Origin of the sequence: Xanthomonas sp. GW (genome assembly GCF_014236815.1) — a bacterium.
GTDB lineage: Bacteria > Pseudomonadota > Gammaproteobacteria > Xanthomonadales > Xanthomonadaceae > Xanthomonas_A.
Genome location: NZ_CP051189.1, coordinates 3,781,911 through 3,802,536, shown reverse-complemented (window position 1 = coordinate 3,802,536; position 20,626 = coordinate 3,781,911). Strand labels below are relative to the sequence as shown.

22 protein-coding genes are annotated in these 20,626 nt (G+C 69.3%); 18 read left to right on the top strand and 4 right to left on the bottom strand.

The genetic code is table 11. The annotated features are described in order from the left end of the window. Positions 1 to 6 precede the first annotated feature (6 nt). From HEP73_RS16240 to pbpC, 6 genes are all read left to right on the top strand, one after another. Complete coding sequence (locus HEP73_RS16240) at positions 7 to 1,398, top strand: sigma-54-dependent transcriptional regulator (RefSeq protein ID WP_185820768.1); 1,392 nt, start codon at positions 7 to 9, stop codon at positions 1,396 to 1,398. A gap of 805 nt (positions 1,399 to 2,203) precedes the next feature. Further along, a complete protein-coding gene (locus tag HEP73_RS22500; RefSeq protein WP_221899421.1) occupies positions 2,204 to 2,710 on the top strand; it encodes a sensor histidine kinase in 507 nt (168 codons plus the stop codon). A 360-nt stretch (positions 2,711 to 3,070) separates the two neighbouring features. Continuing rightward, a complete protein-coding gene (locus HEP73_RS16230; protein ID WP_255423535.1) occupies positions 3,071 to 4,225 on the top strand; it encodes an MFS transporter in 1,155 nt (384 codons plus the stop codon). 22 nt (positions 4,226 to 4,247) lie between these two features. Continuing rightward, complete coding sequence (locus HEP73_RS16225) at positions 4,248 to 4,895, top strand: HAD family hydrolase (RefSeq protein ID WP_185820766.1); 648 nt, start codon at positions 4,248 to 4,250, stop codon at positions 4,893 to 4,895. Then, positions 4,892 to 5,695: a DeoR/GlpR family DNA-binding transcription regulator gene (locus tag HEP73_RS16220; RefSeq protein ID WP_185820765.1), complete on the top strand. Its 804-nt coding sequence runs from the start codon at positions 4,892 to 4,894 to the stop codon at positions 5,693 to 5,695. Before HEP73_RS16225 ends, HEP73_RS16220 begins: the two co-directional genes overlap by 4 nt. Before the next feature lie 21 nt (positions 5,696 to 5,716). After that, positions 5,717 to 8,140: a penicillin-binding protein 1C gene (pbpC, locus tag HEP73_RS16215; protein WP_185820764.1), complete on the top strand. Its 2,424-nt coding sequence runs from the start codon at positions 5,717 to 5,719 to the stop codon at positions 8,138 to 8,140. Between the two features lie 450 nt (positions 8,141 to 8,590). Here the strand turns inward: pbpC and HEP73_RS16210 are convergent, their stop codons facing one another. Continuing rightward, positions 8,591 to 9,166 (bottom strand): ferritin-like domain-containing protein, encoded by a 576-nt coding sequence (locus HEP73_RS16210; RefSeq protein WP_185813609.1) that lies wholly within the window; start codon positions 9,164 to 9,166, stop codon positions 8,591 to 8,593. Between the two features lie 34 nt (positions 9,167 to 9,200). Beyond that, complete coding sequence (locus tag HEP73_RS16205; protein ID WP_185813608.1) at positions 9,201 to 9,683, bottom strand: peroxiredoxin; 483 nt, start codon at positions 9,681 to 9,683, stop codon at positions 9,201 to 9,203. Between the two features lie 170 nt (positions 9,684 to 9,853). Here HEP73_RS16205 and HEP73_RS16200 point away from each other — a divergent pair, with 170 nt between their 5' ends. Both HEP73_RS16200 and HEP73_RS16195 read left to right on the top strand, forming a co-directional pair. Continuing rightward, positions 9,854 to 10,321: an Hsp20/alpha crystallin family protein gene (locus tag HEP73_RS16200; RefSeq protein WP_185820763.1), complete on the top strand. Its 468-nt coding sequence runs from the start codon at positions 9,854 to 9,856 to the stop codon at positions 10,319 to 10,321. 136 nt (positions 10,322 to 10,457) lie between these two features. Further along, positions 10,458 to 11,348 (top strand): DnaJ C-terminal domain-containing protein, encoded by an 891-nt coding sequence (locus HEP73_RS16195; protein ID WP_185820762.1) that lies wholly within the window; start codon positions 10,458 to 10,460, stop codon positions 11,346 to 11,348. A 205-nt stretch (positions 11,349 to 11,553) separates the two neighbouring features. Here HEP73_RS16195 and pilH read toward each other — a convergent pair whose 3' ends face one another. Together pilH and HEP73_RS16185 are read right to left on the bottom strand one after the other, a co-directional pair. Then, on the bottom strand, positions 11,554 to 11,937 hold the full coding sequence (gene pilH, locus HEP73_RS16190; RefSeq protein ID WP_185820761.1) for a twitching motility response regulator PilH: 384 nt from the start codon (positions 11,935 to 11,937) through the stop codon (positions 11,554 to 11,556). 82 nt (positions 11,938 to 12,019) lie between these two features. Continuing rightward, positions 12,020 to 13,024 (bottom strand): acrylyl-CoA reductase family protein, encoded by a 1,005-nt coding sequence (locus HEP73_RS16185; RefSeq protein ID WP_185820760.1) that lies wholly within the window; start codon positions 13,022 to 13,024, stop codon positions 12,020 to 12,022. A 143-nt stretch (positions 13,025 to 13,167) separates the two neighbouring features. On the opposite strand from HEP73_RS16185, the gene hflK reads away from it, so the two are divergent. From hflK to HEP73_RS16135, 10 genes are all read left to right on the top strand, one after another. Next, entirely contained in the window at positions 13,168 to 14,319 is a 1,152-nt protein-coding gene (hflK, locus tag HEP73_RS16180; RefSeq protein WP_185820759.1) for an FtsH protease activity modulator HflK, read from the top strand. Further along, positions 14,316 to 15,179 carry a protease modulator HflC gene (gene hflC, locus HEP73_RS16175; RefSeq protein ID WP_185813602.1) on the top strand — a complete coding sequence of 288 codons (864 nt, stop codon included), beginning with the start codon at positions 14,316 to 14,318 and terminating at the stop codon, positions 15,177 to 15,179. Before hflK ends, hflC begins: the two co-directional genes overlap by 4 nt. A gap of 194 nt (positions 15,180 to 15,373) precedes the next feature. Continuing rightward, complete coding sequence (locus tag HEP73_RS16170; protein WP_185813601.1) at positions 15,374 to 15,559, top strand: DUF2065 domain-containing protein; 186 nt, start codon at positions 15,374 to 15,376, stop codon at positions 15,557 to 15,559. 267 nt (positions 15,560 to 15,826) lie between these two features. Beyond that, entirely contained in the window at positions 15,827 to 17,119 is a 1,293-nt protein-coding gene (locus HEP73_RS16165) for an adenylosuccinate synthase (RefSeq protein WP_185820758.1), read from the top strand. 135 nt (positions 17,120 to 17,254) lie between these two features. After that, positions 17,255 to 17,785, top strand: a complete 531-nt coding sequence (locus tag HEP73_RS16160) for a MarR family transcriptional regulator (RefSeq protein ID WP_185820757.1) — start codon at positions 17,255 to 17,257, stop codon at positions 17,783 to 17,785. Next, a complete protein-coding gene (locus tag HEP73_RS16155) occupies positions 17,775 to 18,470 on the top strand; it encodes a hypothetical protein (protein WP_255423534.1) in 696 nt (231 codons plus the stop codon). The genes HEP73_RS16160 and HEP73_RS16155 overlap by 11 nt, the downstream gene beginning before the upstream one ends. A gap of 10 nt (positions 18,471 to 18,480) precedes the next feature. Then, on the top strand, positions 18,481 to 18,669 hold the full coding sequence (locus HEP73_RS16150; protein WP_255423533.1) for a hypothetical protein: 189 nt from the start codon (positions 18,481 to 18,483) through the stop codon (positions 18,667 to 18,669). Positions 18,670 to 18,714: 45 nt separating this feature from the next. After that, a complete protein-coding gene (locus HEP73_RS16145; protein WP_185820756.1) occupies positions 18,715 to 18,999 on the top strand; it encodes a type II toxin -antitoxin system TacA 1-like antitoxin in 285 nt (94 codons plus the stop codon). Position 19,000: 1 nt separating this feature from the next. After that, complete coding sequence (locus HEP73_RS16140) at positions 19,001 to 19,300, top strand: type II toxin-antitoxin system RelE/ParE family toxin (RefSeq protein ID WP_185820755.1); 300 nt, start codon at positions 19,001 to 19,003, stop codon at positions 19,298 to 19,300. 43 nt (positions 19,301 to 19,343) lie between these two features. Next, the gene (locus tag HEP73_RS16135) at positions 19,344 to 20,570 is read left to right on the top strand and encodes a DUF1444 domain-containing protein (RefSeq protein ID WP_185820754.1); all 1,227 of its coding nucleotides are present in this window, start codon (positions 19,344 to 19,346) and stop codon (positions 20,568 to 20,570) included. The last annotated feature ends 56 nt before the right edge of the window (positions 20,571 to 20,626 follow it).

The window sequence follows — 20,626 nt, the reverse complement described above, 5'->3', positions numbered from 1 at the left end:
TCGGCGATGAAACCGCTGACCGCGGCGTCGCCGCGCATCCTGGTGGTCGACGACCAGGCGGATGTGCGCGAGGCCTTGCGCATGCTGCTCAAGAGCGCCGGCTACGGCATGGTCGGCACCGAGTCGCCGGAGCTGGCGCTGGCCTGCCTGCGCGGCGATGAGTTCGCCGCGGTGCTGGTGGACATGAACTACGCCCGCGACACCACCTCCGGCGCGGAAGGATTGGCGCTGATCGCGCAGATCGCCGCGCAGTGGCCGGGCTTGCCGGTGATCGCGATGACCGCCTGGGCCAGCATCGAGCTGGCGGTGGCGGCGATGCGCGACGGCGCGGTGGATTTCATCGAGAAGCCGTGGCAGAACGCGCGCGTGCTCGCGGTGCTGGACAGCCGCATCGCGCTGGACCGCAGCCGCCGCAACGCGCAGCGGCTCGGCGAGGCGCAGGCCTTGCTGCTGCAGGACGGCGCGGCCGGTTTCGTCGCCGAATCGGCGCCGATGCAGCGCCTGGTCGAGGACCTGCTGCGCATCGCCGGCAGCGGCGCCAACGTGTTGCTGCTGGGCGAGAACGGCACCGGCAAGAGCCTGCTCGCGCAGCTGCTGCACCAGTGGTCGCCGCGCCGCGCGCAGGCCTTCGTCAAGGTCAACATCGGCGGATTGGCGCCGACCCTGTTCGAGGCCGAACTGTTCGGCAATGTGCGCGGCGCCTACACCGACGCGCGGCAGGACCGCGCCGGCCGCTTCGAACTGGCCGACGGCGGCACCCTGTTCCTGGACGAGATCGGCAACCTGCCGCTGCAGCAGCAGCCCAAGCTGCTGCGCGCGATCGAGGATGGCGAATTCGAGCGGCTCGGGTCCTCGCGCACGCAGCGCGTGGACGTGCGCATCGTCGCCGCGACCAATGCCGACCTGGACGCCGAAGTGGCGGCCGGGAATTTCCGCCAGGACCTGCTGTACCGGCTCAACACCTTCCAGCTGCGGGTGCCGCCGTTGCGCGAGCGCGCGGCCGACATCCTGCCGCTGGCGCGGCACTACCTGGCTGCCGCCTGCACGCGCTACCGGCGGCCGCTGCCGGCGTTGGCACGCGACGCCGAGCGCGCCTTGCTCGGCTACGCCTGGCCCGGCAACGTGCGCGAACTGGCGCACGCGATGGAACGCGCCGCGCTGCTCGCCGATGGCGCGACGCTGGGCAGCGACGACCTGCGCCTGCAGCCGGCTGCTGCTGTCGCGCCGGCCTTGTCCACCCAGCTGACCCTCGAAGAAGCCGAGGCGCTGCTGCTGCGCCAGGCATTGGCGCAGCAGCAGGGCAATCTGCAGCGCGCCGCCGACCAGCTCGGCATCACCCGGCAGAGCCTGTACCGGCGCCTGGGCAAACACGGCCTGCGCAGCGATGACGGCGGCTGAGCGGCAACGGCGGCGACCGTTGTGGCTGGCGGCGCCGGCGGTACTGGCGTTGGCGCTGGTGCTCGCGGTCGGCGCGCCACGGCCGCCCGAAGCGGCCGTGCTGATGCTGTGCGTGCTGGCGCTGACCGCCGCGCTGTGGCGCTGGCAGCAGCGCGATGCCGGGCAGCGTCTGCGCACGCTGGGCGGCCTGCTCGAGGCGCTGCGCGAGGGCGACTACAGCGTGCGGATGGCGCAGGACGCGCGCGATCGCGACAGCGATGGCCTGCTGCAGCGGTTCAACGCGCTGGCGCAGCGACTGCAGGACGAGCAGCGCGATTCGCACGAGAGCCTGCAGCTGCTGAGCAAGACCCTGGCGGCGCTGGACGGGGCGGTGTTCGCGTTCGAACAGGACCAGCGCCTGCGCCTGGTCAATCCGGCCGGCGAGCGCCTGCTCGGCGCCGCCGCCGAGCACCTGATCGGGCAGTCCGCGCAGGCGCTGGGCCTGGCCGGATTGTTCGCGTTGCCGTCGGGCAGCATCCACGCGCATGCCTTCGCCGGCCAGCAGGGGCGCTGGCAGATCGGCCATGCCGCGTTGCGCAGCCGCAGCCAGGCTGGGCGCCTGCTGCTGGTGCAGCCGATGGAGCGCGCATTGCGCGAGGAGGAGGCGCAAGCCTTCCGCCGCCTGTTGCGCGTACTCGGCCACGAGATCAACAACTCGCTGGCGCCGATCGGCTCGATCGCCGATACGCTCGGGCGTTTGCTGGCGGCCGCGCCGGACACGCTCGACGCCGAGCTGCATGAGGATCTGCGCAACGGCCTGGGTGTGATCGAACAGCGCAGCGCGGCGCTGCAGCGCTTCCTCGGCGGCTACGCGCGCCTGGCCAGGTTGCCAGTGCCGGTGCTGGCAACCGTGGAACTGGCACCGCTATGTGTGCGCGTGCAGCGGCTGCTCGACGATGTGCGAGTGCTGGTCGAGATCGAGCCGCAGCTGCGGCTGCGCGCCGATGCCGACCAACTCGAGCAAGTGCTGATCAATCTGCTGCGCAACGCGCTGGAGTCCGGCGGCAGCGCGCCGGTGGTGCTGCGCGCGCGCAGCGATGGCGCCTGCGCGTTGATCGAAATCCTCGATGGCGGCGCCGGGCTACCGCCCAGCGACAACCTGTTCGTGCCGTTCTTCACCACCAAGCCCGGCGGGTCGGGCATCGGCCTGGTGCTGTCGCGGCAGATCCTGGAGGCGCAAGGCGGCAGCCTGAGCCTCGGGGCGCGTGCGGATGCCGCCGGCAGCGTGGCCACGCTGCGCCTGCCGCTGGCGGCGGACGGCCGCGGGGAGTGACGCCGGCTGTGTGGCCCTGTCGTCCGGAGCGCAAGTGGCGATGCCGCATGCAGCACCTGCACGGCCGGGCAGGGCGATCCCATGCAGGCGCGTGCGCATGCTGCGTGATTCCGTAAGCGCGGCGCAGGCGTGGCGGGATGCTTTGTGCTCGACGCCTTGCCGTTGAAGCAGGGTTGAAGCCTCTTCTTGCACGATGGTCGGGCGCCGGGCAGCAGTAGTGCGCATCGCGGATCGTCTTCGACTTCGTAGCTGCGCCACGGCGTTCCACCGCCAGCTGTCTATGCGGTATTTTGCGGCTTGTTGCACGTTTGTGCGTGTTTCAGTACAGTCGCCGCATGCCTACCGACCCACCTCGCCACAGTGGATGGCGTTACGCCCACCTTCCCCGACGCCGCCAGGCCTGCGATCCGCGCCACCCGCTGGGTGTTCCTGCTGTCCGGGATCGCGATGGCCGCATGGGCGCCGATGGTGCCGTACGTCAAAGCGCGCTTCGCGCTGGACGATGCCGCCTTGGGCCTGGTGCTGCTCGCCTTCGGCGGCGGCTCGATCCTGGCGATGCCGCTGGCCGGCGTACTCAGCCACCGCGTCGGCAGCCGCGCGGTCATGGTCGCTTCCGGGCTGGCGCTGTGCCTGGGCCTGCCGCTGGTGGCGCTGGCGCCGACCCTGCCGAGCGTGGTCGCCGCGCTGCTGTACTTCGGTGCCGCGCTCGGCGCGCTGGACGTGGCGATGAACGCGCACGGCGTGGAGACCGAAAAACGCGCCGGGCGTCCGGTGATGTCGAGTTTCCATGGCGTGTTCAGCGTCGGCGGGCTGAGCGGCGCGGCGGCGATGAGCGCGCTGCTCGCGGCCGGCGCACCGCTGCTGGCAGCGACGCTCGCGGTGTCGGCGCTGTTGCTGGCGTTGCTGCTGTGGCAGCGCTCCGGCCTGCTGCGCGTCGCCGCCGGCGACCCGGCACAGCGCGTCCCGCTGCGCCTGCCGCGCGGCGTGGTGCTGGTGCTGGCGGCGCTGTGTTTCATCTGCCTGTTGGCCGAAGGCGCGATGCTCGACTGGAGCGCGGTGCTGCTGCGCGAGTTGCATGGCGTGGACACGCGTTACGCCGGCGTCGGCTATGCGCTGTTCTCGGTGGCGATGGCGGCCGGCCGCTTCGGCGGCGACCGGGTGGTCGCGCGGATCGGCCAGCCGGCGATGCTGGCGGCCGGCGCCTCGCTGGCCGCCTGCGGCCTGCTGCTGGCCACGCAGCTGCCGGGTGTCGCCAGCGGTCTGCTCGGTTATGCGCTGGTCGGCCTGGGCGTGTCGAACCTGGTGCCGATCCTGTTCGGCGCGGCCGGGCGCCTGCCCGGCACCTCGCCGGCGGTGGCCATTGCCGCGCTGACCACGCTCGGCTATACCGGCCTGCTCGCCGGCCCGGCGCTGATCGGCTTCCTCGCCCACGCCAGCAGCCTGCCCGCCGCGTTGCTGGCGGTGTCCGGGCTGTTGCTGCTGGTGGCGATGGGATCGCGGCTGCTGCGGCACTGATCCGACCAAGGAGTACCACGCCATGCCCTCCATTCCCGCGCACGCCCCGGACACCGTGATCTTCGACCTCGGCGGCGTGCTGATCGACTGGAACCCGCGCCATCTGTACCGGCAACTGTTCGACGACGAAGCCGAGATGGAGCGCTTCCTCGCCGAGGTGTGCTCGCCGCAGTGGAACGAGCGCCAGGACGCCGGCCGGCCGTGGCACGAGGCGGTCGCCGAATTGAGCGCGTTGCATCCGGCGCAGGCCGAGCGCATCGCCGCCTATCACCTGCGCTGGGAAGAGACGCTCGGCGGCCCGCTCGACGCCAGCGTGCAGATCCTGGAAGAACTGCACGCACAGGGCGTGCGCCTGTACGCGCTGACCAACTGGTCGCACGAGACGTTCCCGGTCGCGCTGCAGCGCTATGCGTTCCTGCAGCGTTTCGCCGGGATCCTGGTGTCCGGGCAGGAGCGCCTGGTGAAGCCGGATCCGGCGATCTTCGCGCTGCTGCTGTCGCGCTACGCCATCGATCCGGCGCGCGCGGTGTTCATCGACGACGCGCCGCGCAATGTCCACGCCGCCGCCGCGCAGGGCCTGCACGCGCTGCACTTTCGCGACGCGGCCACGCTGCGTGCCGAGCTGCGCGCGCTGGGCCTGCCGCTAAGCGGCGCCGGGCCGGACGCATGAGTGCCGCCGCCGACGCACTGCCGCAGGAACGCCAACAGGCGATCCTGCAGCGCCTGCGCGAGCACGGCCGGGTGGTGGCCGCGGAACTGGCCGCCGCGTTCGCGGTGTCGGAGGATTCGATCCGCCGCGACCTGCGCGACCTCGCCGCGCAGGGCCTGTGCCGCCGCGTCTACGGCGGTGCGCTGCCGCCCACGCCCGGCTTCGCGCCGCTGCCGCAGCGGCACGAGGAACATGCCGAGCGCAAGCGCGCGCTTGCGCAGGCCGCCGCCGCGCTGGTGCGCCCCGGGCAGGTGCTGCTGATCGACGCCGGCTCCACCAACAGCGCCATCGCCGCCGCGCTGCCGCCGCGGCAGCGCCTGACCGTGGTCACCAATGCGCCGGACATCGCCCAACTGCTGATGCCGCGCGAAGGTTTCGAGATCCTGCTGATCGGCGGCCGGATCGATCCGCGCATCGGCGCCGCCGTCGGCGCGCAGGCGCTGCAGCAACTGCGCCAGGTCCGCGCCGACCTGTGCTTTCCCGGCGCCTGCGCGGTCGATGCCGAGCGCGGGTTGTGGGGCGTGGACGGCGAGGAGGCGCTGTTCAAGCGCGCGATGATCGAGGCCAGCGGCGAGACCGCGGTGGTGGTCACCGTGGACAAACTCGGCGCGCATGCGCCGCATCTGGTGGCCGCGGTGGCGGCGATCGACCATCTGGTGGTGGAGCACGATGCGGCCCAGGCGCTGTGCGCGCCCTTTCTGGTGCAGGCGGTGCAATTGCATCGCGCGGATGCGCCGGCGCCGCCACAACGGGCAAAATAGCCGCTTCCACCGGGAGCCCGCATGTCACAGGACGTCTCCGCCGCCACGCCCCGCGCGTGGCGCACCCGGCGCTGGACGCGCCTGCTGCCGAAGCTGCCTTGGAGCCGCACGCAGTGGCGCGTGCTGCGCTGGGGTACCGCGGCGCTGCTGGCCACGCTGTTGCTGCTGGACCTGGCGTTCCCGCTGCCGCTGCCGAAATCGCGCGACACCTCCACCCTGGTGGTGGCCGCCGATGGTACCCCGTTGCGCGCCTTCGCCGACGGCAACGGCGTGTGGCGCTACCCGGCCACGCCGCAGAGCGTGTCGCCGCTGTACCTGCAGGCGCTGCTGAACTACGAGGACCGCTGGTTCTGGCATCACCCCGGCGTCAACCCGTGGGCGTTGCTGCGCGCCGGCAAGCAGTGGGTCTTCTCGCGCCGCATCGTCTCCGGCGGTTCCACCCTGACCATGCAGGTGGCGCGGATCCTGATGCCGGACGACGTCAGCACGCGCAGCCCGCTGGGCAAGCTGCAGCAGTTGTTGCGCGCGCTGCAACTGGAAGTGCACCTGAGCAAGCGCCAGATCCTGCAGCTGTACCTGGAGCGCGCGCCCTACGGCGGCACCATCGAAGGCGTGGATGCGGCGAGCTGGGCCTACCTGGGCAAGCCGGCGGCGCGCCTGTCGCAGGCCGAGGCGGCGCTGCTGGCGGTGCTGCCGCAGGCGCCGAGCCGGCTGCGCCCGGACCGGCACCCGGAAGCTGCGCGCGCCGCGCGCGACAAGGTGCTCGAGCGCATGGTCGAACTGCACGTGTGGTCGCGCGAGCAGGTCGACGACGCGCGCATCGAACCGGTGGTGGCGCGCTCGCTGCAGTCGCCGATGCACGCCGCGCTGCTGGCCGAGCGCCTGCGCCGGCAATCGCCGCGCGCCGCGCACATCGTCTCCACCATCGATGCGGACCTGCAGCGCACCCTGGAGGACCGGGTCAGCGCGTATTTCTCGCAGCTGCCCGAGCGCACCTCCGCGGCGTTGCTGGTGGTGGACAACCGCGACCTGCAGGCGCGCGCCTACATCGGCTCGGTGACGTTCGGCGACCGCAAGCGGCTCGGCGACGTGGACATGGTCCAGGCCTGGCGCTCGCCCGGCTCCACGCTCAAGCCGTTCCTGTACGGCATGGCCCTGGACGACGGCCTGATCCATTCCGAAAGCCTGCTGGTGGACGCGCCGCAGAGTTTCGGCGACTACCGCCCGGGCAATTTCGACGAGGCCTTCAACGGTCCGGTCGGCGCCGCCAGCGCCTTGCGCCTGTCGCTGAACGTGCCGGCGGTGGACCTGCTCGAGCGGGTCGGCCCGGCGCGCTTCGCCGCGCGCCTGAACAATGCCGGCATCGGCCTGAAGTTTCCGCGCGGCAGCACCCCGAACCTGGCCTTGATCCTCGGCGGCACCGGCGCGCAGCTGGAAGAACTGGTCGGCGCCTTCGCCGCGCTGAACCGCGACGGCATCGCCGGGCACGTGCGCTACACCGCCACCGACAAGGTCATCGACCGGCGGCTGATGTCACCGGGCGCGGCGTGGATCGTGCGCGAGATCCTCGAGGCCAACCCGCGCCCGGGCTACGGCATCGGCACCTTCGATGTCGGCACGCGCCCGCGGGTGGCGTGGAAGACCGGCACCAGCTACGGCTACCGCGACGCCTGGGCGATCGGCAGCACCCGCCGCTATACGGTCGGGGTCTGGGTCGGACGCCCGGACGGCACGCCGCTGCCCGGCCAGTACGGCGCGGTGACCGCGCTGCCGCTGATGTTCGAGACCATCGACAGCCTGCCGCGCGCGCGCGGCGACAACGCGCCGCGGCCGATGCCGGGCAACGTGCAGCAGCTGGACGTGTGCTGGCCGCTGGGCATCGCCGCCGAACAGACCCCGCCCGCGCTGTGCCAGCGGCGCTTCTCCGCCTACGCGCTGGACGGGGCGGTGCCGCCGACCTTCGCCGAGCGCGACGCGCGGCTGTGGAGCGCCGGCCGCGACACGGTGCAAGTGGACGCGCGCAGCGGCCTGCGGCTGTCGCCCGATTGCGCGCGGCCGCACCAGGCCGTGCAGCGCGAACTCGCGCGCTGGCCGGCGCTGCTGACTCCATGGCTGCACGCCAGCGAACGCCAGGCCGGACAACTGCCCGCCCTGGCGCCGGACTGCCGCGACGACGGCCGCGGCGGCAACGACGTGCTGCGCATCGAAGGCCTCAACGACCGCGCCACACTGGCGCGCGCGCCGGGCAGCCTCAGCGTGCGCCTGCAGGTGCGTGCGCTCGGCACCACTGCGCCGGTGGACTGGCTGCTGGATGGGCGCTGGATCGCGCGCACCGAGGGCGCGCGCAACTTCCAGCGCGATTTCGCGGATGCTGGCGACCATACCTTGACTGCGCTGGCCAGCAATGGCGCGTGGACGCAGGTGCGGTTCCGGGTGTTGCATTGAGCGCACTTGCGCGTGGATTGCGCGCGCGCCGCGGGATGTGGAACATTCGACTTCGCTGCTTGCAGTCGAGGGAACGTTGCAGGAGCGGCTTCAGCCGCGACGGGCTCTACCGGTAAGGCCCGTCGCGACTGAAGTCGCTCCCACAAGGGTGCTGCAGTGCTTGCGAAAGGCGAGGGCTGCGAGCGGGCGACGACGTGCTGTCGCGGTCTTCTTGCGAACCAGGAAAACACGTGAAGCGGCATGGCTCTTGTGGGAGCGGCTTCAGCCGCGACAGGTTTGCGGATGGATTCTGTCGCGGCTGAAGCCGCTCCTACAGGAAGCGGGCGCCCGGCTCGTCCGACCCTTGTTCCAACCCCGACGGGCGTTACCGATGAACCCGTCGCGATTGCCAAAAAAAAGCGCCCGGCAGGTGCCGGGCACTGGATGTATCGATGCAGGCGATCGACTGAACTACTTCCCGATCCACCCTTCCAGCAGGTCGGAAAACTCGTCGGCATGCTCTTCTTCCTGGGCCAGGATCTGCTCCAGGATGCGCTTGGTGGTGGTGTCCTTGTCGCCGATGAAGTTGATCATCTCGCGATAGCTGTCGATGGCGATGCGCTCGGCGATCAGGTTTTCCTTGACCATGTCGCGCAGGTCCTCGCCTTCCTTGTACTCGGCGTGCGAACGCGCGGTCAGCGTGTCGGGATTGAGATCCGGCTCGCCGCCCAGCTGCACGATGCGTTCGGCCAGCTTGTGCGCGTGCTCCTGCTCCTGCTGCGCGTGCTCCAGGAACTCGGCCTTGATCGAGTCGGCGAGCATGCCCGAGGCCATGAAGTAGTGGCGGTAGTAGCGCAGCACGCACACGTATTCGGTGGCGAGCGCATCGTTGAGCAGTTTGATCACCGCCTCGCGGTCGGCGCTGTAGCTCTTGGTGATCGCGCCGTCCTCGATGCTCTGGCGCGCATTGGCGCGCAGCGTGGCGGTATCGGTGAGGCCGGCGGTGTGCTGCAGCGGCTTGGCGTCGTTGGCTGGCTTGTTGGACATGGCTGGCCGGTTCCTGTGTGGTGGGTGAAGGGGATCAGTCAGGGAGATGCTGCAGCACGTAGTCGGCCGCGGAGACCTTGAATTCGCCCGGCGCCTCGACGAACAGCGCGCGCACCACGCCGTCCTCGGCGTACAGCGCGAAGCGCTTCGCCCGCACGCCCATGCCGTAGCTGCTGGCGTCCATTTCCAGGCCCAGCGCCTTGGCCAGGTCGCCGTTGCCGTCGGACAGCATCTGCAGGCCGTCGGGCACCAGCTGGCTCTTGCCCCAGGCCTGCATCACGAACGGGTCGTTGACCGCCATGCAGTACACCTCGATGCCGCGCTTGCGGAACTCCTCGAAGTGCTCGACGTAGCCGGGCAGGTGCTTCTCCGAACAGGTCGGGGTGAACGCGCCGGGCACTGCGAACAGCAGCACGCGGTGGCCATCGAACAGAGTGCGGGTATCGACCTGCTCCACGCCCTCGCGGATGCGTTGCAGGACCACTTCGGGAATGCGTTCGCCGGGCTGGATGGGCATGTCGGGCTCCTTGGATGAATCGAGTCTAGAAATCGATATGGGAAGGCAGCGTCAAGGCCCCTTGAAAAGCGCAGGGCCATTCCTATCTGGCAGGCATGGCGGCGGGCCTGGCCCGGCGCCGCGAACCACCCGTCAGGGTCTATCCCATTCACGTTGCAGGAGACTACGAGATGAGCATCGTCCGTTATCGCCAGTTGCCGGCCCAGGCCGCCTTCCAGAACGAGATCAAGCAGGTGTTCGACCGCTTCTTCGACCCCAACGGCGGCACCGACGAGTCGGCCGTCGTCACCGCGCAGTGGGTGCCGCGCGTGGACATCAAGGAAGAAGCCGAGCGCTTCGTGCTGTACGCCGACCTGCCCGGCATCGACCCGTCCGAGATCGAGGTGTCGATGGACAAGGGCATCCTGTCGATCCGGGGCGAGCGCAAGAGCGAGTCCACCGCCGACAGCGAGCGCTTCTCGCGCATCGAGCGCCGCTACGGCAGCTTCCACCGCCGCTTCGCGCTGCCCGACAGCGCCGATCCCGACGGCATTTCCGCCACCGGCTACCATGGCGTGCTGGAAGTGCGCATCCCCAAGCGCCCGGCGAGCACGCCGCGCCGGATCCAGGTCGACACCGGGGCCACGATCGTGCAGTAAGCGCCCGCACGCGCCGGCGGCGCCACGGCGTCGCCGCGCCTTCGCGGCCGGCCGGTAGAATGGCCGGGCGATGGTGCGCAGCATGCAACCGGCCCGTTGCCGCAAGGCGGCGGGCCGACTCTTTTTGAGGTGATGGATGGAATTCAAGGATTACTACGCGACCCTGGGCGTGGAGCCCAGCGCGGGCGACGCCGAGATCAAGACCGCGTACCGGCGGCTGGCGCGCAAGTACCATCCCGACGTCAGCAAGGAGGCCGGCGCCGAGGACAAGTTCAAGGCCATCAACGAGGCCTACGAGGCGCTGCGCGATCCGCCCAAGCGCGCCGCCTACGACCAGTTGCGCGCGCAGGGCTACCGGCCCGGCGAAGAGTTCCAGGCCCCGCCCAACTACGGCGGCGCGCAGGGCTACGACTTTGAGGAAGTGTTCGGCAACGGCGGCGCCGGCGGCGGTTTCAGCGATTTCTTCGAGAGCCTGTTCGCGCGCCAGCAGCGCGCGCGCCAGGGCGGCGCCGGCCCTGGCCCCGGCGCGGGCGCGGCGCCGCGCGGCGACACCCGCGCCAAGCTGGCGGTGCCGCTGGAAGCGGTGTACGCCGGCGACAGCGTGCGCATCACCATCAATGGCAAGCAACTGGACGTGCGCGTGCCCAAGGGCGTGCGTCCTGGCCAGGTGATCCGGCTGAGCGGGCAGGGCAACGGCGGCAGCAACCTGCTGCTGGAAATCGAATACGCCGCGCATCCGCAGTTCGAGGTGGACGGGCTCAATATCCTGTACACCCTGCCGGTGACGCCGTGGCAGGCGGCGCTGGGCACCAGCATCAGCGTGCCGACCCTGGGCGGGGCGGTGGAGCTGAAGATCCCGCCGGAGTCCGATGCCGGGCGCAAGCTGCGCCTGCGCGGCCGCGGCCTGCCGGGCAACCCGGCCGGCGACCAGATCGTGGAACTGGAAGTGCTGGCGCCGGCGCCGGAGACCGAGGCGCAGCGCAAGGCCTATCGCACTCTGGCCAAGGCGTTCGGCGAGGCAGTTTAAGGGCCGGGATTAGGGCTTCGGGATTGGGGATTCGAGTTTCCCAGGCTTGCCGCGGCTTGTGCTTTCCTGTGGGAGGGGCTTCAGCCCCGACGCGTTACCGGTAACGCGTCGGGGCTGAAGCCCCCCACAAAAAGCGCAGCGCGGGAGCTAATGGCGGCCTCGGCTGCATCCCAATCCCGAATCCCCAATCCCCAATCCCGGCTTTTCAGCCCTTCGGCGGATCCTCGCCACTGAACACCCGCTCGATCACCTCGGACAGCTCGTCCTCGGAGAACGGCTTGGTGATGTAGGCGCGGGCGCCCTGGCGCATGCCCCACATGCGGTCGGTGTCCTGGTCCTTGGTGGTGACCAGGATCACCGGGATGTTCTGCGTGGTCGGCTCGCGGCGCAGCGTGCGGGTGGCCTGGAAGCCGTTGAGGTTGGGCATCACCACGTCCATCAGCACCAGGTCCGGCAACGACGCCTTGGCCGCTTCCACGCCGGCCGCACCGTCGGTGGCGGTGATCGTTTCGTGGCCCAGCTTTTCGACGATGCGCTGGATGCCGAGCAACTGCGACGGCGAGTCGTCGACGATCAGGATGCGTGCCATGTGTTTCCCCCTTGGAGCCACGAGTGTAGTGGCAGCGGCGCGCAGCCGGAAAGCGGTGCGCGTCACAAACCCCCGGGGGCGTCTACGCCGCCGGATCCAGCCGCACCACGGTGCGTCCGAACGACTGCCCGGCGAGCATCGTCGCGAACACCTCGGGCAGGCCGGACAGGTCCACTTCGCGGGTGCAGATCGCGTCCAGGTGGCGCGGTTTCCAGTCGCTGCCCAGGTGCTGCCAGATCAGGTCGCGCAGGTCGCGCGCGGTGCCGGCCGAACCGATTCCCAGCAGCGACACGCCGCGCAGGATGAACGGCATCACCGTCATGTCCAGCTCCGGGGTCGCGGCCAGCCCGGCGCTGGCGACGTTGCCGTACGGCGCCGTCTGCGCCAGCAGGCTGGTCAGCATCGCGCCGCCGACGTTGTCCAGGCCGCCGCCGAAGCGCACCGACTCCAGCGGGCGTTTGCTCTGCAGCGCGTCGCGGCCCAGCACCTGGCTGGCGCCCAGCGCCTTCAGGTGCTCGGCGCGGTCGGCCTTGCAGCTGACCGCGTGCACCTCGAAGCCGGCACGGCTGAAGATGTCGATCGCCAGCGAGCCGACCCCGCCGGTGGCGCCGGTCACGCACAGCGGGCCGTGTTCCGGGGTCTGCCGGTTGTCGAGCAGGCGCAGCAGCGCCAGCGCCGCGGTGAAGCCGGCGGTGCCCAGCACCATGCTCTCGCGCAGGCTCAGCCCGGCCGGCAGCGGCACCACCCACTTGGCCTCCAGCCGCGCGTACTGGCTGTAGCCGCCGTCGCGGGTCTCGCTCAGGCCGCAGCCGGTGACCAGCACCGCATCGCCTTCCTTGAAGGCCGGGTCGCTGGAGGCGACCACGTGCCCGGCCACGTCGATGCCGCCCACCAGCGGGAAACGGCGCAGGATCTTGCCCTGGCCGGTGCCGGCCAGCGCGTCCTTGAAATTCACCGAAGACCAGGCGCCGCGGATCACCACTTCGCCCGGGCTGAGCTGGTCCAGACGCACCGGCTCGACCGCGGCGCGGTAGCCGGCCTCGTCCTGGTGGATGCGGAAAGCGGGGAAGCTGGCGGGGAGCGACATGGCGAAAACCTTGGTCGGCACGAAGGAATGCACCAAGATAGCCCTTTCGAAACGTCGGATCTGCCCCATCTTGTAGAATCGGCGACTCACTTACGGTGACCGGCGCGGACCGACGCGCCGCCACCTACCTTCTTGGAGCATGCATGGCCTGGAATACACCCGGCGGCAAGGGCGGAGATGGCTCGGACAATAACGGGCGCAATCCCTGGAAGCCTCGTGGCGGCAATGGTGGCGGCAAGTGGGGCGGGTTGCCCGGTCCGTTGAAGGACCTGTTCGGCGGCGACGGCGCCAACATCGGCCGCTGGGTGCTGGCGGCGGCGGTGCTGCTGCTGTTGTTCAGTTGCTTCCAGCTGATCGGCGAGCAGCAGCGCGGCGTGGTGCTGCGCTTCGGCCAGTTCTCGCGGATCCTGCAGCCGGGCCCGAGCTTCAAGCTGCCGTGGCCGATCGAATCGGTGCGCAAGGTCAACGCCACCGAGATCAAGACCTTCAGCAACCAGGTGCCGGTGCTGACCCGCGACGAGAACATCGTCAGCGTCTCGCTCAACGTGCAGTACCGCATCGACGATCCGCGCATGTACGTGTTCGGCTCGCGCAACGCCGACCAGGTGCTGGAGCAGGCCGCGCAGAGCGCGGTGCGCGAACAGGTCGGCCGCGCCGACCTCAACGTGGTGCTGAACAACCGCGGGCCGATGGCCACCGCCGCGCGCGACCGCCTGCAGGCCGCGCTCAGCGCCTACCGCACCGGCCTGACCGTGACCGGCCTGACCCTGCCCGACGCGCGTCCGCCGGAAGAAGTGAAGCCGGCCTTCGACGAGGTCAACGGCGCGCAGCAGGTCAAGGAACGGCTGATCAACGAGGCCCAGGCCTATGCCGCCAAGATGGTGCCGGAAGCCCGCGGCCAGGCCGCGCGCACCCGCACCGTCGCCGAGGGCTACAAGGAAGCGTCGATCGCGCGCGCGCAGGGCGATGCCGAGCGCTTCACCCTGCTGCAGCAGCAGTACCAGAACGCGCCGGAGGTCACCCGCAAGCGGCTGTGGCTGGAGACGGTGCAGAAGGTGCTGTCGGAGAACCGCAAGGTCATCGGCGGCGACGGCCGCCAGCTGATCTACGTGCCGATGCCGGCCGATGGCGGCAAGAGCGGTGGCAGCGCCGCGCCGGCGCCGTCCGCCAGCGGCGGCATGCCGACGCTGCCGCAGGAAGTCCTGATGCCGTCGCTGTCCAGCAGCCCGGCCGAAAGTATCCGCAGTCCGGAGCGCACGCCGCGCCCGAACGGCCGTGAGGAGGTGCAGCGATGAGAATTTCCCTGTGGGCGGGCGTTGCGGTCGTGGCGCTGTTCGCGCTGCTGAGCTCGGTGTTCGTGGTGCGCGAAGACCAGACCGCGATGGTGCTGAACCTGGGCCGCGTGGCCCGCGCCGACCTCAAGCCGGGGCTGCACTTCAAGCTGCCGCTGGTGGAATCCACGCGCGTGTTCGATCGCCGCTTCCAGGTGCTGGACACGCCGCCGGCGCGCTACTTCACCGCCGAGCAGAAGGACGTCAGCGTCGACTTCTTCGCCATCGGCTACATCTCCGACGTGCGCGCGTTCTACCGCGCCACCGGCGGCGACGAGAAGGTGGCCAACGCGCGCCTGGCGCCGATCATCATCGATTCGCTGCGCAACCAGATCAATTCGCGCACCTTGCAGCAGCTGGTGTCCGGCGACCGCAGCGAACTGATCGCGCAGCAGCTGAGCGCGATCAACGCCGCCGGCAAGACCCTGGGCATGCAGATCACCGACCTGCGCATCAAGCAGATCGACCTGCCGACCGACAGCCAGGTGATCACCGACGTGTACGAGCGCATGCGCGCGCAACGCAAGCAGGAAGCCAGCAAGCTGCGCGCCGAAGGCGAAGAGCAGGCGCTGACCATCCGTGCCCAGGCCGACCGCGAGAGCACCGTGCTGGTCGCCGAGGCCGAGCGCGACGCGCAGAAGCTGCGCGGCGAAGGCGATGCCGAAGCCGCCAGCATCTACGGCAAGGCCGGCTCCGCGGACCCGTCGTTCTACGCGTTCTACCGCAGCCTGGAGGCCTATCGCGGTGCGATGGCCGACGGCAACGCGGTGATCGTGCTGGACAAGAACGATCCGTTCCTGCAGTACCTGAAGAGCGAGCGCTGAGGGGCCGGGATTCGGGATTCGGGATTCGCAAGAGCGGGTTCCGGTCGCCACAGTCCCCCTGTAGGAGCGGCTTCAGCCGCGACGGCTTTCCTGGGAAATCCTGTCGCGGCTGAAGCCGCTCCTACAGGGGGCCTACAAATTCCAAGGCGCGCCAGCGCCGACGCGCTGAATCCATCCCCCTTGCCCGAGACCCCATGCACGATCTGATCGCCGCGGTGTGCCTGATGATCGTCTTCGAGGGGCTGGTGCTGCTGGTCGCGCCGGAGGCGTGGAAGCGGCTGGTGCAGCAGATGCTGGCCATGCCGGCCGCGCAACTGCGTGCGTCCGGTGGCGTGGCCGTGGCGGTGGGGCTGCTGGCCCTGTGGTGGGTCCGCGCCTGAGCGGGGCTCCGATCCATCCAGCCCGGTCGCGCTGCTGAACGCAGCGGCCGAGGGGGTGGTGAGCGTCACCCAAAACCCGGATAATGCACAAAAGCCGGCCGGGCCCGCTCCATGCGAGCGTCTCGACCGGCTTTTTCTGTGTAAGGGCCTGCCGCCGCCTGGACGCTCCCCGATGGAGCGGCCGTACCGGCGCCGGCAAGACCCGTGCATGGCCACCACATCCGTGCGGCCCCGATGGCCGCGCAGCAAACCAGGAGTTACCCAGCCATGGGTCAGTCAGTTGTCGTGCTCGGCGCCCAGTGGGGCGATGAAGGCAAAGGCAAGATCGTCGATCTGCTCACCGAGGAAATCGGCGCCGTCGTGCGCTTCCAGGGCGGCCACAACGCCGGCCACACCCTCGTCATCAACGGCAAGAAGACCGTGCTGCACCTGATCCCGTCCGGCATCCTGCGCGAAGACGCGCTGTGCCTGATCGGCAACGGCGTGGTGATCTCCCCGGCCGCCTTGATCAAGGAAATCAGCGAGCTGGAGGAAGCGGGCGTGGAAGTGCGTTCGCGCCTGAAGATCTCCCCGGCCGCGCCGCTGATCATGCCGTACCACATTGCCCTGGATCAGGCCCGCGAAAAGGCCGCCGGCGGCAAGGCCATCGGCACCACCGGCCGCGGCATCGGCCCGGCATACGAAGACAAGGTGGCGCGCCGCGGCATCCGCATTGCCGACCTGCATTACCCGCCGCAGCTGGAAGAACTGCTGCGCACCGCGCTGGATTACCACAACTTCGTGCTGACCAAGTACCTGGGCGTGGAAGCGGTCGATTTCCAGAAGACCTTCGACGAGGCCCTGGCCTTCGGCGAATACGTGCAGCCGATGAAGTCCGACGTAGCCGGCATCCTCCACGAGCTGCGCAAGCAGGGCAAGCGCGTGCTGTTCGAAGGCGCGCAGGGCGCGCTGCTGGACATCGACCACGGCACCTACCCGTACGTCACCAGCTCCAACACCACCGTCGGCGGCGCGCTGGCCGGCACTGGCGTCGGCGCCGATGCCATCGACTACGTGCTGGGCATCGCCAAGGCCTACGCCACCCGCGTCGGCGGCGGCCCGTTCCCGACCGAACTGGACGACGAAGTCGGCCAGGGCATCCGCGACCGCGGCGCCGAATACGGCGCCTCCACCGGCCGCCCGCGCCGCTGCGGCTGGATGGACATCGTCGCGCTCAAGCGCGCCGTGGCCATCAACGGTATTTCCGGCCTGTGCATCACCAAGCTCGACGTGCTCGACGGCATGGAGAAGCTGAAGATCTGCATCGCCTACGAATACCGCGGCAAGCGCACCGAATACGCCCCGCTGGACGCGCAGGGCTGGGAGGAGTGCACGCCGGTGTACCTGGAGTTCCCGGGCTGGACCGAGAACACCCACGGCATCACCGTGTGGGACGAGCTGCCGCCCGCCGCCCGCGCCTACCTGCGCGCGCTGGAGGAACTGGCCGGCTGCCCGATCTCGATCGTCTCCACCGGCCCAGACCGCGACCACACGATGGTGTTGCAGGATCCGTTCGCGTGATCCGGCGTCCCGGCGCATGCCGGGACCAGTATCGCAGGAAGGCCCCGCAAGGGGCCTTCTTTTTTGGCTAAGAGTTGCAAAGCAATGCTTTGGGGTGGATATTCCATATTCCGGAATATGGAATAAGGGTGCGCTGTGGAGCTGAAACCCCAGGACCTCGTGGTGCTGTACAAGCAGGTCGCTCAAGCAGGGCGATCCTGGACGTATGCATCCTTGGGCGAAGCGCTGCAGATGAGCGCCTCGCAAGTGCACCGTAGCGTGAAGCGATGCACGGCGTCCGGTTTGGCGCTTGAGAAAGGGCGCGGCGAATGGGAGGCGGTGCGTACGGCGCTGCATGAATTCGCAGTCCACGGCGTGCGCTATGCGTTCCCCGCCGCCTTGGGTCCTGTGCGACGAGGGATCCCCACGGCGTTCGGCGCGCCGCCGCTGTCCGTGGATATCGCCAGCGCGCCCGGCGAGGCGCCGGTGTGGCCGAGTGCAGAAGGCACGGCAAAGGGGCCGGGCGTGGCGCCGTTGTCCGCCAATGCGCCGCACGCTGCGCTGGCCGATCCTGGCCTGTACGAATTGTTGGCGCTTCAGGACGCCTTGCGCATCGGCCGTGCGCGCGAGCGCGCATTGGCCGCCAAGCACCTCAAGCAACGGTTGGGCCTGGGCGATGCGAGCTGACGATCCCAATCTGCCGCATCTACGTGCGATCGCCGATGCGCTAGGCGAACTGCGCGAGCAGGTCGTCTTCCTCGGTGGCGCAGTCGTTGGCCTGTTGCTGTCCGATCCATTGGCCGAGAGCGTTCGCGCTACCTACGACGTCGATGCGGTGGTGGATTTGGACTGGTCCCGGTTCCGTCGCATCGAAGAGCGCGTACAGACGCAAGGCTTCGCCCGCGAGATGGAAAGTGGCGTGGTCTGCCGTTGGGTGCATCGTGAGTCTGGCGTGGTGTTCGATCTGATGCCGGTGGATTCCGAGGTCCTGGGCTTCTCGAATCGTTGGTACGCCTACGCCGTGGAAACCGCTCAGTCAGTTGAATTGGATGAGCGTTTATCCATACGGATGGTCACGGCGGTCGCGTTCGTGGCGACGAAGCTCGAGGCCTTCGCCACGCGAGGTAAGGGCGACTTTCTTTCCAGCCACGATCTGGAGGACGTGCTCAATGTCATCGACGGTCGGGCAGAACTGGTGGAAGAACTTGCCATGGCGCCGGAAGACCTGAGGCGCATGGTCGCCAACGCGTTTGCGGCGCTGCTGGACGATCCCGCCTTCGCGAATGCGCTACCCGGTTTGGTGGCCGAGCCCGGAAGGGCAGGGATTGTGCACGAACGCCTTCAAGCCATGCTCCTTTTGCGGCCACAGTGAAAATCGCCGCATGACGAAGATGCCGCACGCAAGACGACACTCCCAACCTCGCGCCGACGTCGACGCGGTGGCCGAGCGGCGCTGCGCCGGCATCGTCGCGTCCGGGAAGACCATTGCGTGGAGCGACATGCGCGTCTACCTGGAAAAGGGCATGTCAGCTGAGCTGAACCCTGCTCGGTCGGCTACCTGCTGCCTGTAACACACATGTGCTACATTGCCTCGAACCCATCGCCGGGAGCTCTGCATGAGCACCACCACCATCCGCCTGCCGGACGCGCTCAAGGCCCGCATCGCCAAGGCGGCGGAAGCGGCCGGCACCACGTCGCACAACTTCATCCTGGAAGCCATCGCCGAGAAGGCCGAACTGGCCGAGCGGCGCGCCGATTTCCACGCCCAGGCCGATCAGCGTTGGGCCGAGTTCCTGGAGACGGGTGAGACCATCCCGTGGGACGAGGCGCGCACCTACTTCAGGGCCCAGGTTGCAGGAAAGCCTGCGAAGCGGCCGGTGGCGCGCAAGCTGGAAGACTGAAGTGGCGCGCATTCGCCTCGGCCCCGGCGTGATCGAGGATATGGAGCGGATCGCCGCGTATTTGCGCGACCAAGAGAGCGCGCATGCAGAAGAGAGAGCCGAGGAGATCGTCAGCGCGTTCGACGTGCTGGCAGGCAATCCGTTGATCGGCCGTCCGGTCCATGGAGACAGCCGCGAACTGGTGATGGGTCGCGGTTCGCGCGGATACGTGGCGTCGTATCGCTATGTGGATGTGACCGACACGGTGGTCGTGCTGGCGATCCGCGCACAGCGAGAGGCGGGCTATGCACGCGATGCATGAAACCAAGGCGGACACCCGCCCCAACTAACAAGGAAGACCGCTGATGCTCACAGCACTGTTCGACAAGCTGTTCAATCGCAAGCCCAGCCCGGATGCGTTCGCCAAACTGTTCGAGGATGCCTTGCGCGCGCAGGGCTGCCGCGACGAACTGACGTACCGGCCTGACGAATTCCGCCTTGTCGCGCCGCGCGGGCGCATCATCAACCTGCACAACGCCTACCACGACTACACCACCGCCGATCGCCAGCGCCGCGCCGAGGTGCTGCGCAGCTATGCCGCGGCCTTCGTGGAGGAGGGTGGCGAAGAAAACCAGATCGAGACGTTGGAGCAGGCGCGGCCGATGCTGATGCCCGTCGTGCGCCATCGCGCCATGTTCGAGGAAATGCGCCTGGAGCATGTCCGCGAGCATGGCTGGGAGACACCGTTCACCACCGTCTGGCGCGAGCTGAGCGAGGACTGCGTCGAGTTGCTGGCGATCGACCGCCCCGATTCGACCTCGACCCTGCTCGCTGGGCCGAAGGACGCATGGGGCATCACCTTCGAGCAAGCCCTGGCCATCGCCCACGACAACCTGCGCGACGTCACGCCGGACCGCTTCGTCGAGGTCGCCGCAGGCATCTTCCGCGGCGCATGGCAGGATGCCTACGACACCAGCCGCGTGTTGCTGCCCGACGTGCTGCAGCGCGTCCCGGTAAAGGGGCGGCCGGTGTTCATGCTGCCCACCCGCGATTGCCTGCTGGTCGTGGGCGACCGCGACGAAACCGCGATGGCGGGCATGCTGGAACTGAGCATGGAAGCGGCCGCGAACGGCCGCTGCATCTCCTCGCTGGCCTTCGCTTACGACGACGCGCGCCGGATCGTGCCGTTCGCGCTGCCGCAGCCCGAGCACCGGCGCCGCCAGGCCGATCTGCAGCGCATGATGGATGCGCCGGCCTATTCCCTGCAGAAGGAACTGCTGGAAAAGATCCACGAAGCGAACCACACCGACATCTTCGTCGCCTCCTACCGCGTGTTCGAGGAGAACGACGGCAGCGGTAAGCAGTTCTCGTTGGCGACCTGGACCCGCGATGTCGACACCTCCTTGCCGAAGGCCGATCGCATCGCCTTCGTCATGCCGAAGGACGCGGATGACGCGGACATGGTGGTCGCGGACTGGGACAAGGCCGTCGCGGTGGTCGCCGAACTGATGCAGCAGGAACCCGATTTCTATCCGCCGCGCTTTCGCGTGCGAGGCTTTCCCAGCGAGGCGCAACTCAGGCAACTGGCGTGACCTAGCCGCTGCCATCGGGTCGGCAGGGTGGGGTCCTGGCGGCCCGAGCTGATTGC

Bases quoted from the DNA above. Each gene is read 5' to 3' on its own strand.
- HEP73_RS16240 (WP_185820768.1), top strand. From the start codon at position 7: ATGAAACCGCTGACCGCGGCGTCGCCGCGCATCCTGGTGGTCGACGAC.
- HEP73_RS16225 (WP_185820766.1), top strand. From the start codon at position 4,248: ATGCCCTCCATTCCCGCGCACGCCCCGGACACCGTGATCTTCGACCTC.
- HEP73_RS16220 (WP_185820765.1), top strand. From the start codon at position 4,892: ATGAGTGCCGCCGCCGACGCACTGCCGCAGGAACGCCAACAGGCGATC.
- pbpC (WP_185820764.1), top strand. From the start codon at position 5,717: ATGTCACAGGACGTCTCCGCCGCCACGCCCCGCGCGTGGCGCACCCGG.
- HEP73_RS16210 (WP_185813609.1), bottom strand. From the start codon at position 9,166: ATGTCCAACAAGCCAGCCAACGACGCCAAGCCGCTGCAGCACACCGCC.
- HEP73_RS16205 (WP_185813608.1), bottom strand. From the start codon at position 9,683: ATGCCCATCCAGCCCGGCGAACGCATTCCCGAAGTGGTCCTGCAACGC.
- HEP73_RS16200 (WP_185820763.1), top strand. From the start codon at position 9,854: ATGAGCATCGTCCGTTATCGCCAGTTGCCGGCCCAGGCCGCCTTCCAG.
- HEP73_RS16195 (WP_185820762.1), top strand. From the start codon at position 10,458: ATGGAATTCAAGGATTACTACGCGACCCTGGGCGTGGAGCCCAGCGCG.
- pilH (WP_185820761.1), bottom strand. From the start codon at position 11,937: ATGGCACGCATCCTGATCGTCGACGACTCGCCGTCGCAGTTGCTCGGC.
- HEP73_RS16185 (WP_185820760.1), bottom strand. From the start codon at position 13,024: ATGTCGCTCCCCGCCAGCTTCCCCGCTTTCCGCATCCACCAGGACGAG.
- hflK (WP_185820759.1), top strand. From the start codon at position 13,168: ATGGCCTGGAATACACCCGGCGGCAAGGGCGGAGATGGCTCGGACAAT.
- hflC (WP_185813602.1), top strand. From the start codon at position 14,316: ATGAGAATTTCCCTGTGGGCGGGCGTTGCGGTCGTGGCGCTGTTCGCG.
- HEP73_RS16170 (WP_185813601.1), top strand. From the start codon at position 15,374: ATGCACGATCTGATCGCCGCGGTGTGCCTGATGATCGTCTTCGAGGGG.
- HEP73_RS16165 (WP_185820758.1), top strand. From the start codon at position 15,827: ATGGGTCAGTCAGTTGTCGTGCTCGGCGCCCAGTGGGGCGATGAAGGC.
- HEP73_RS16155 (WP_255423534.1), top strand. From the start codon at position 17,775: ATGCGAGCTGACGATCCCAATCTGCCGCATCTACGTGCGATCGCCGAT.
- HEP73_RS16150 (WP_255423533.1), top strand. From the start codon at position 18,481: ATGACGAAGATGCCGCACGCAAGACGACACTCCCAACCTCGCGCCGAC.
- HEP73_RS16145 (WP_185820756.1), top strand. From the start codon at position 18,715: ATGAGCACCACCACCATCCGCCTGCCGGACGCGCTCAAGGCCCGCATC.
- HEP73_RS16135 (WP_185820754.1), top strand. From the start codon at position 19,344: ATGCTCACAGCACTGTTCGACAAGCTGTTCAATCGCAAGCCCAGCCCG.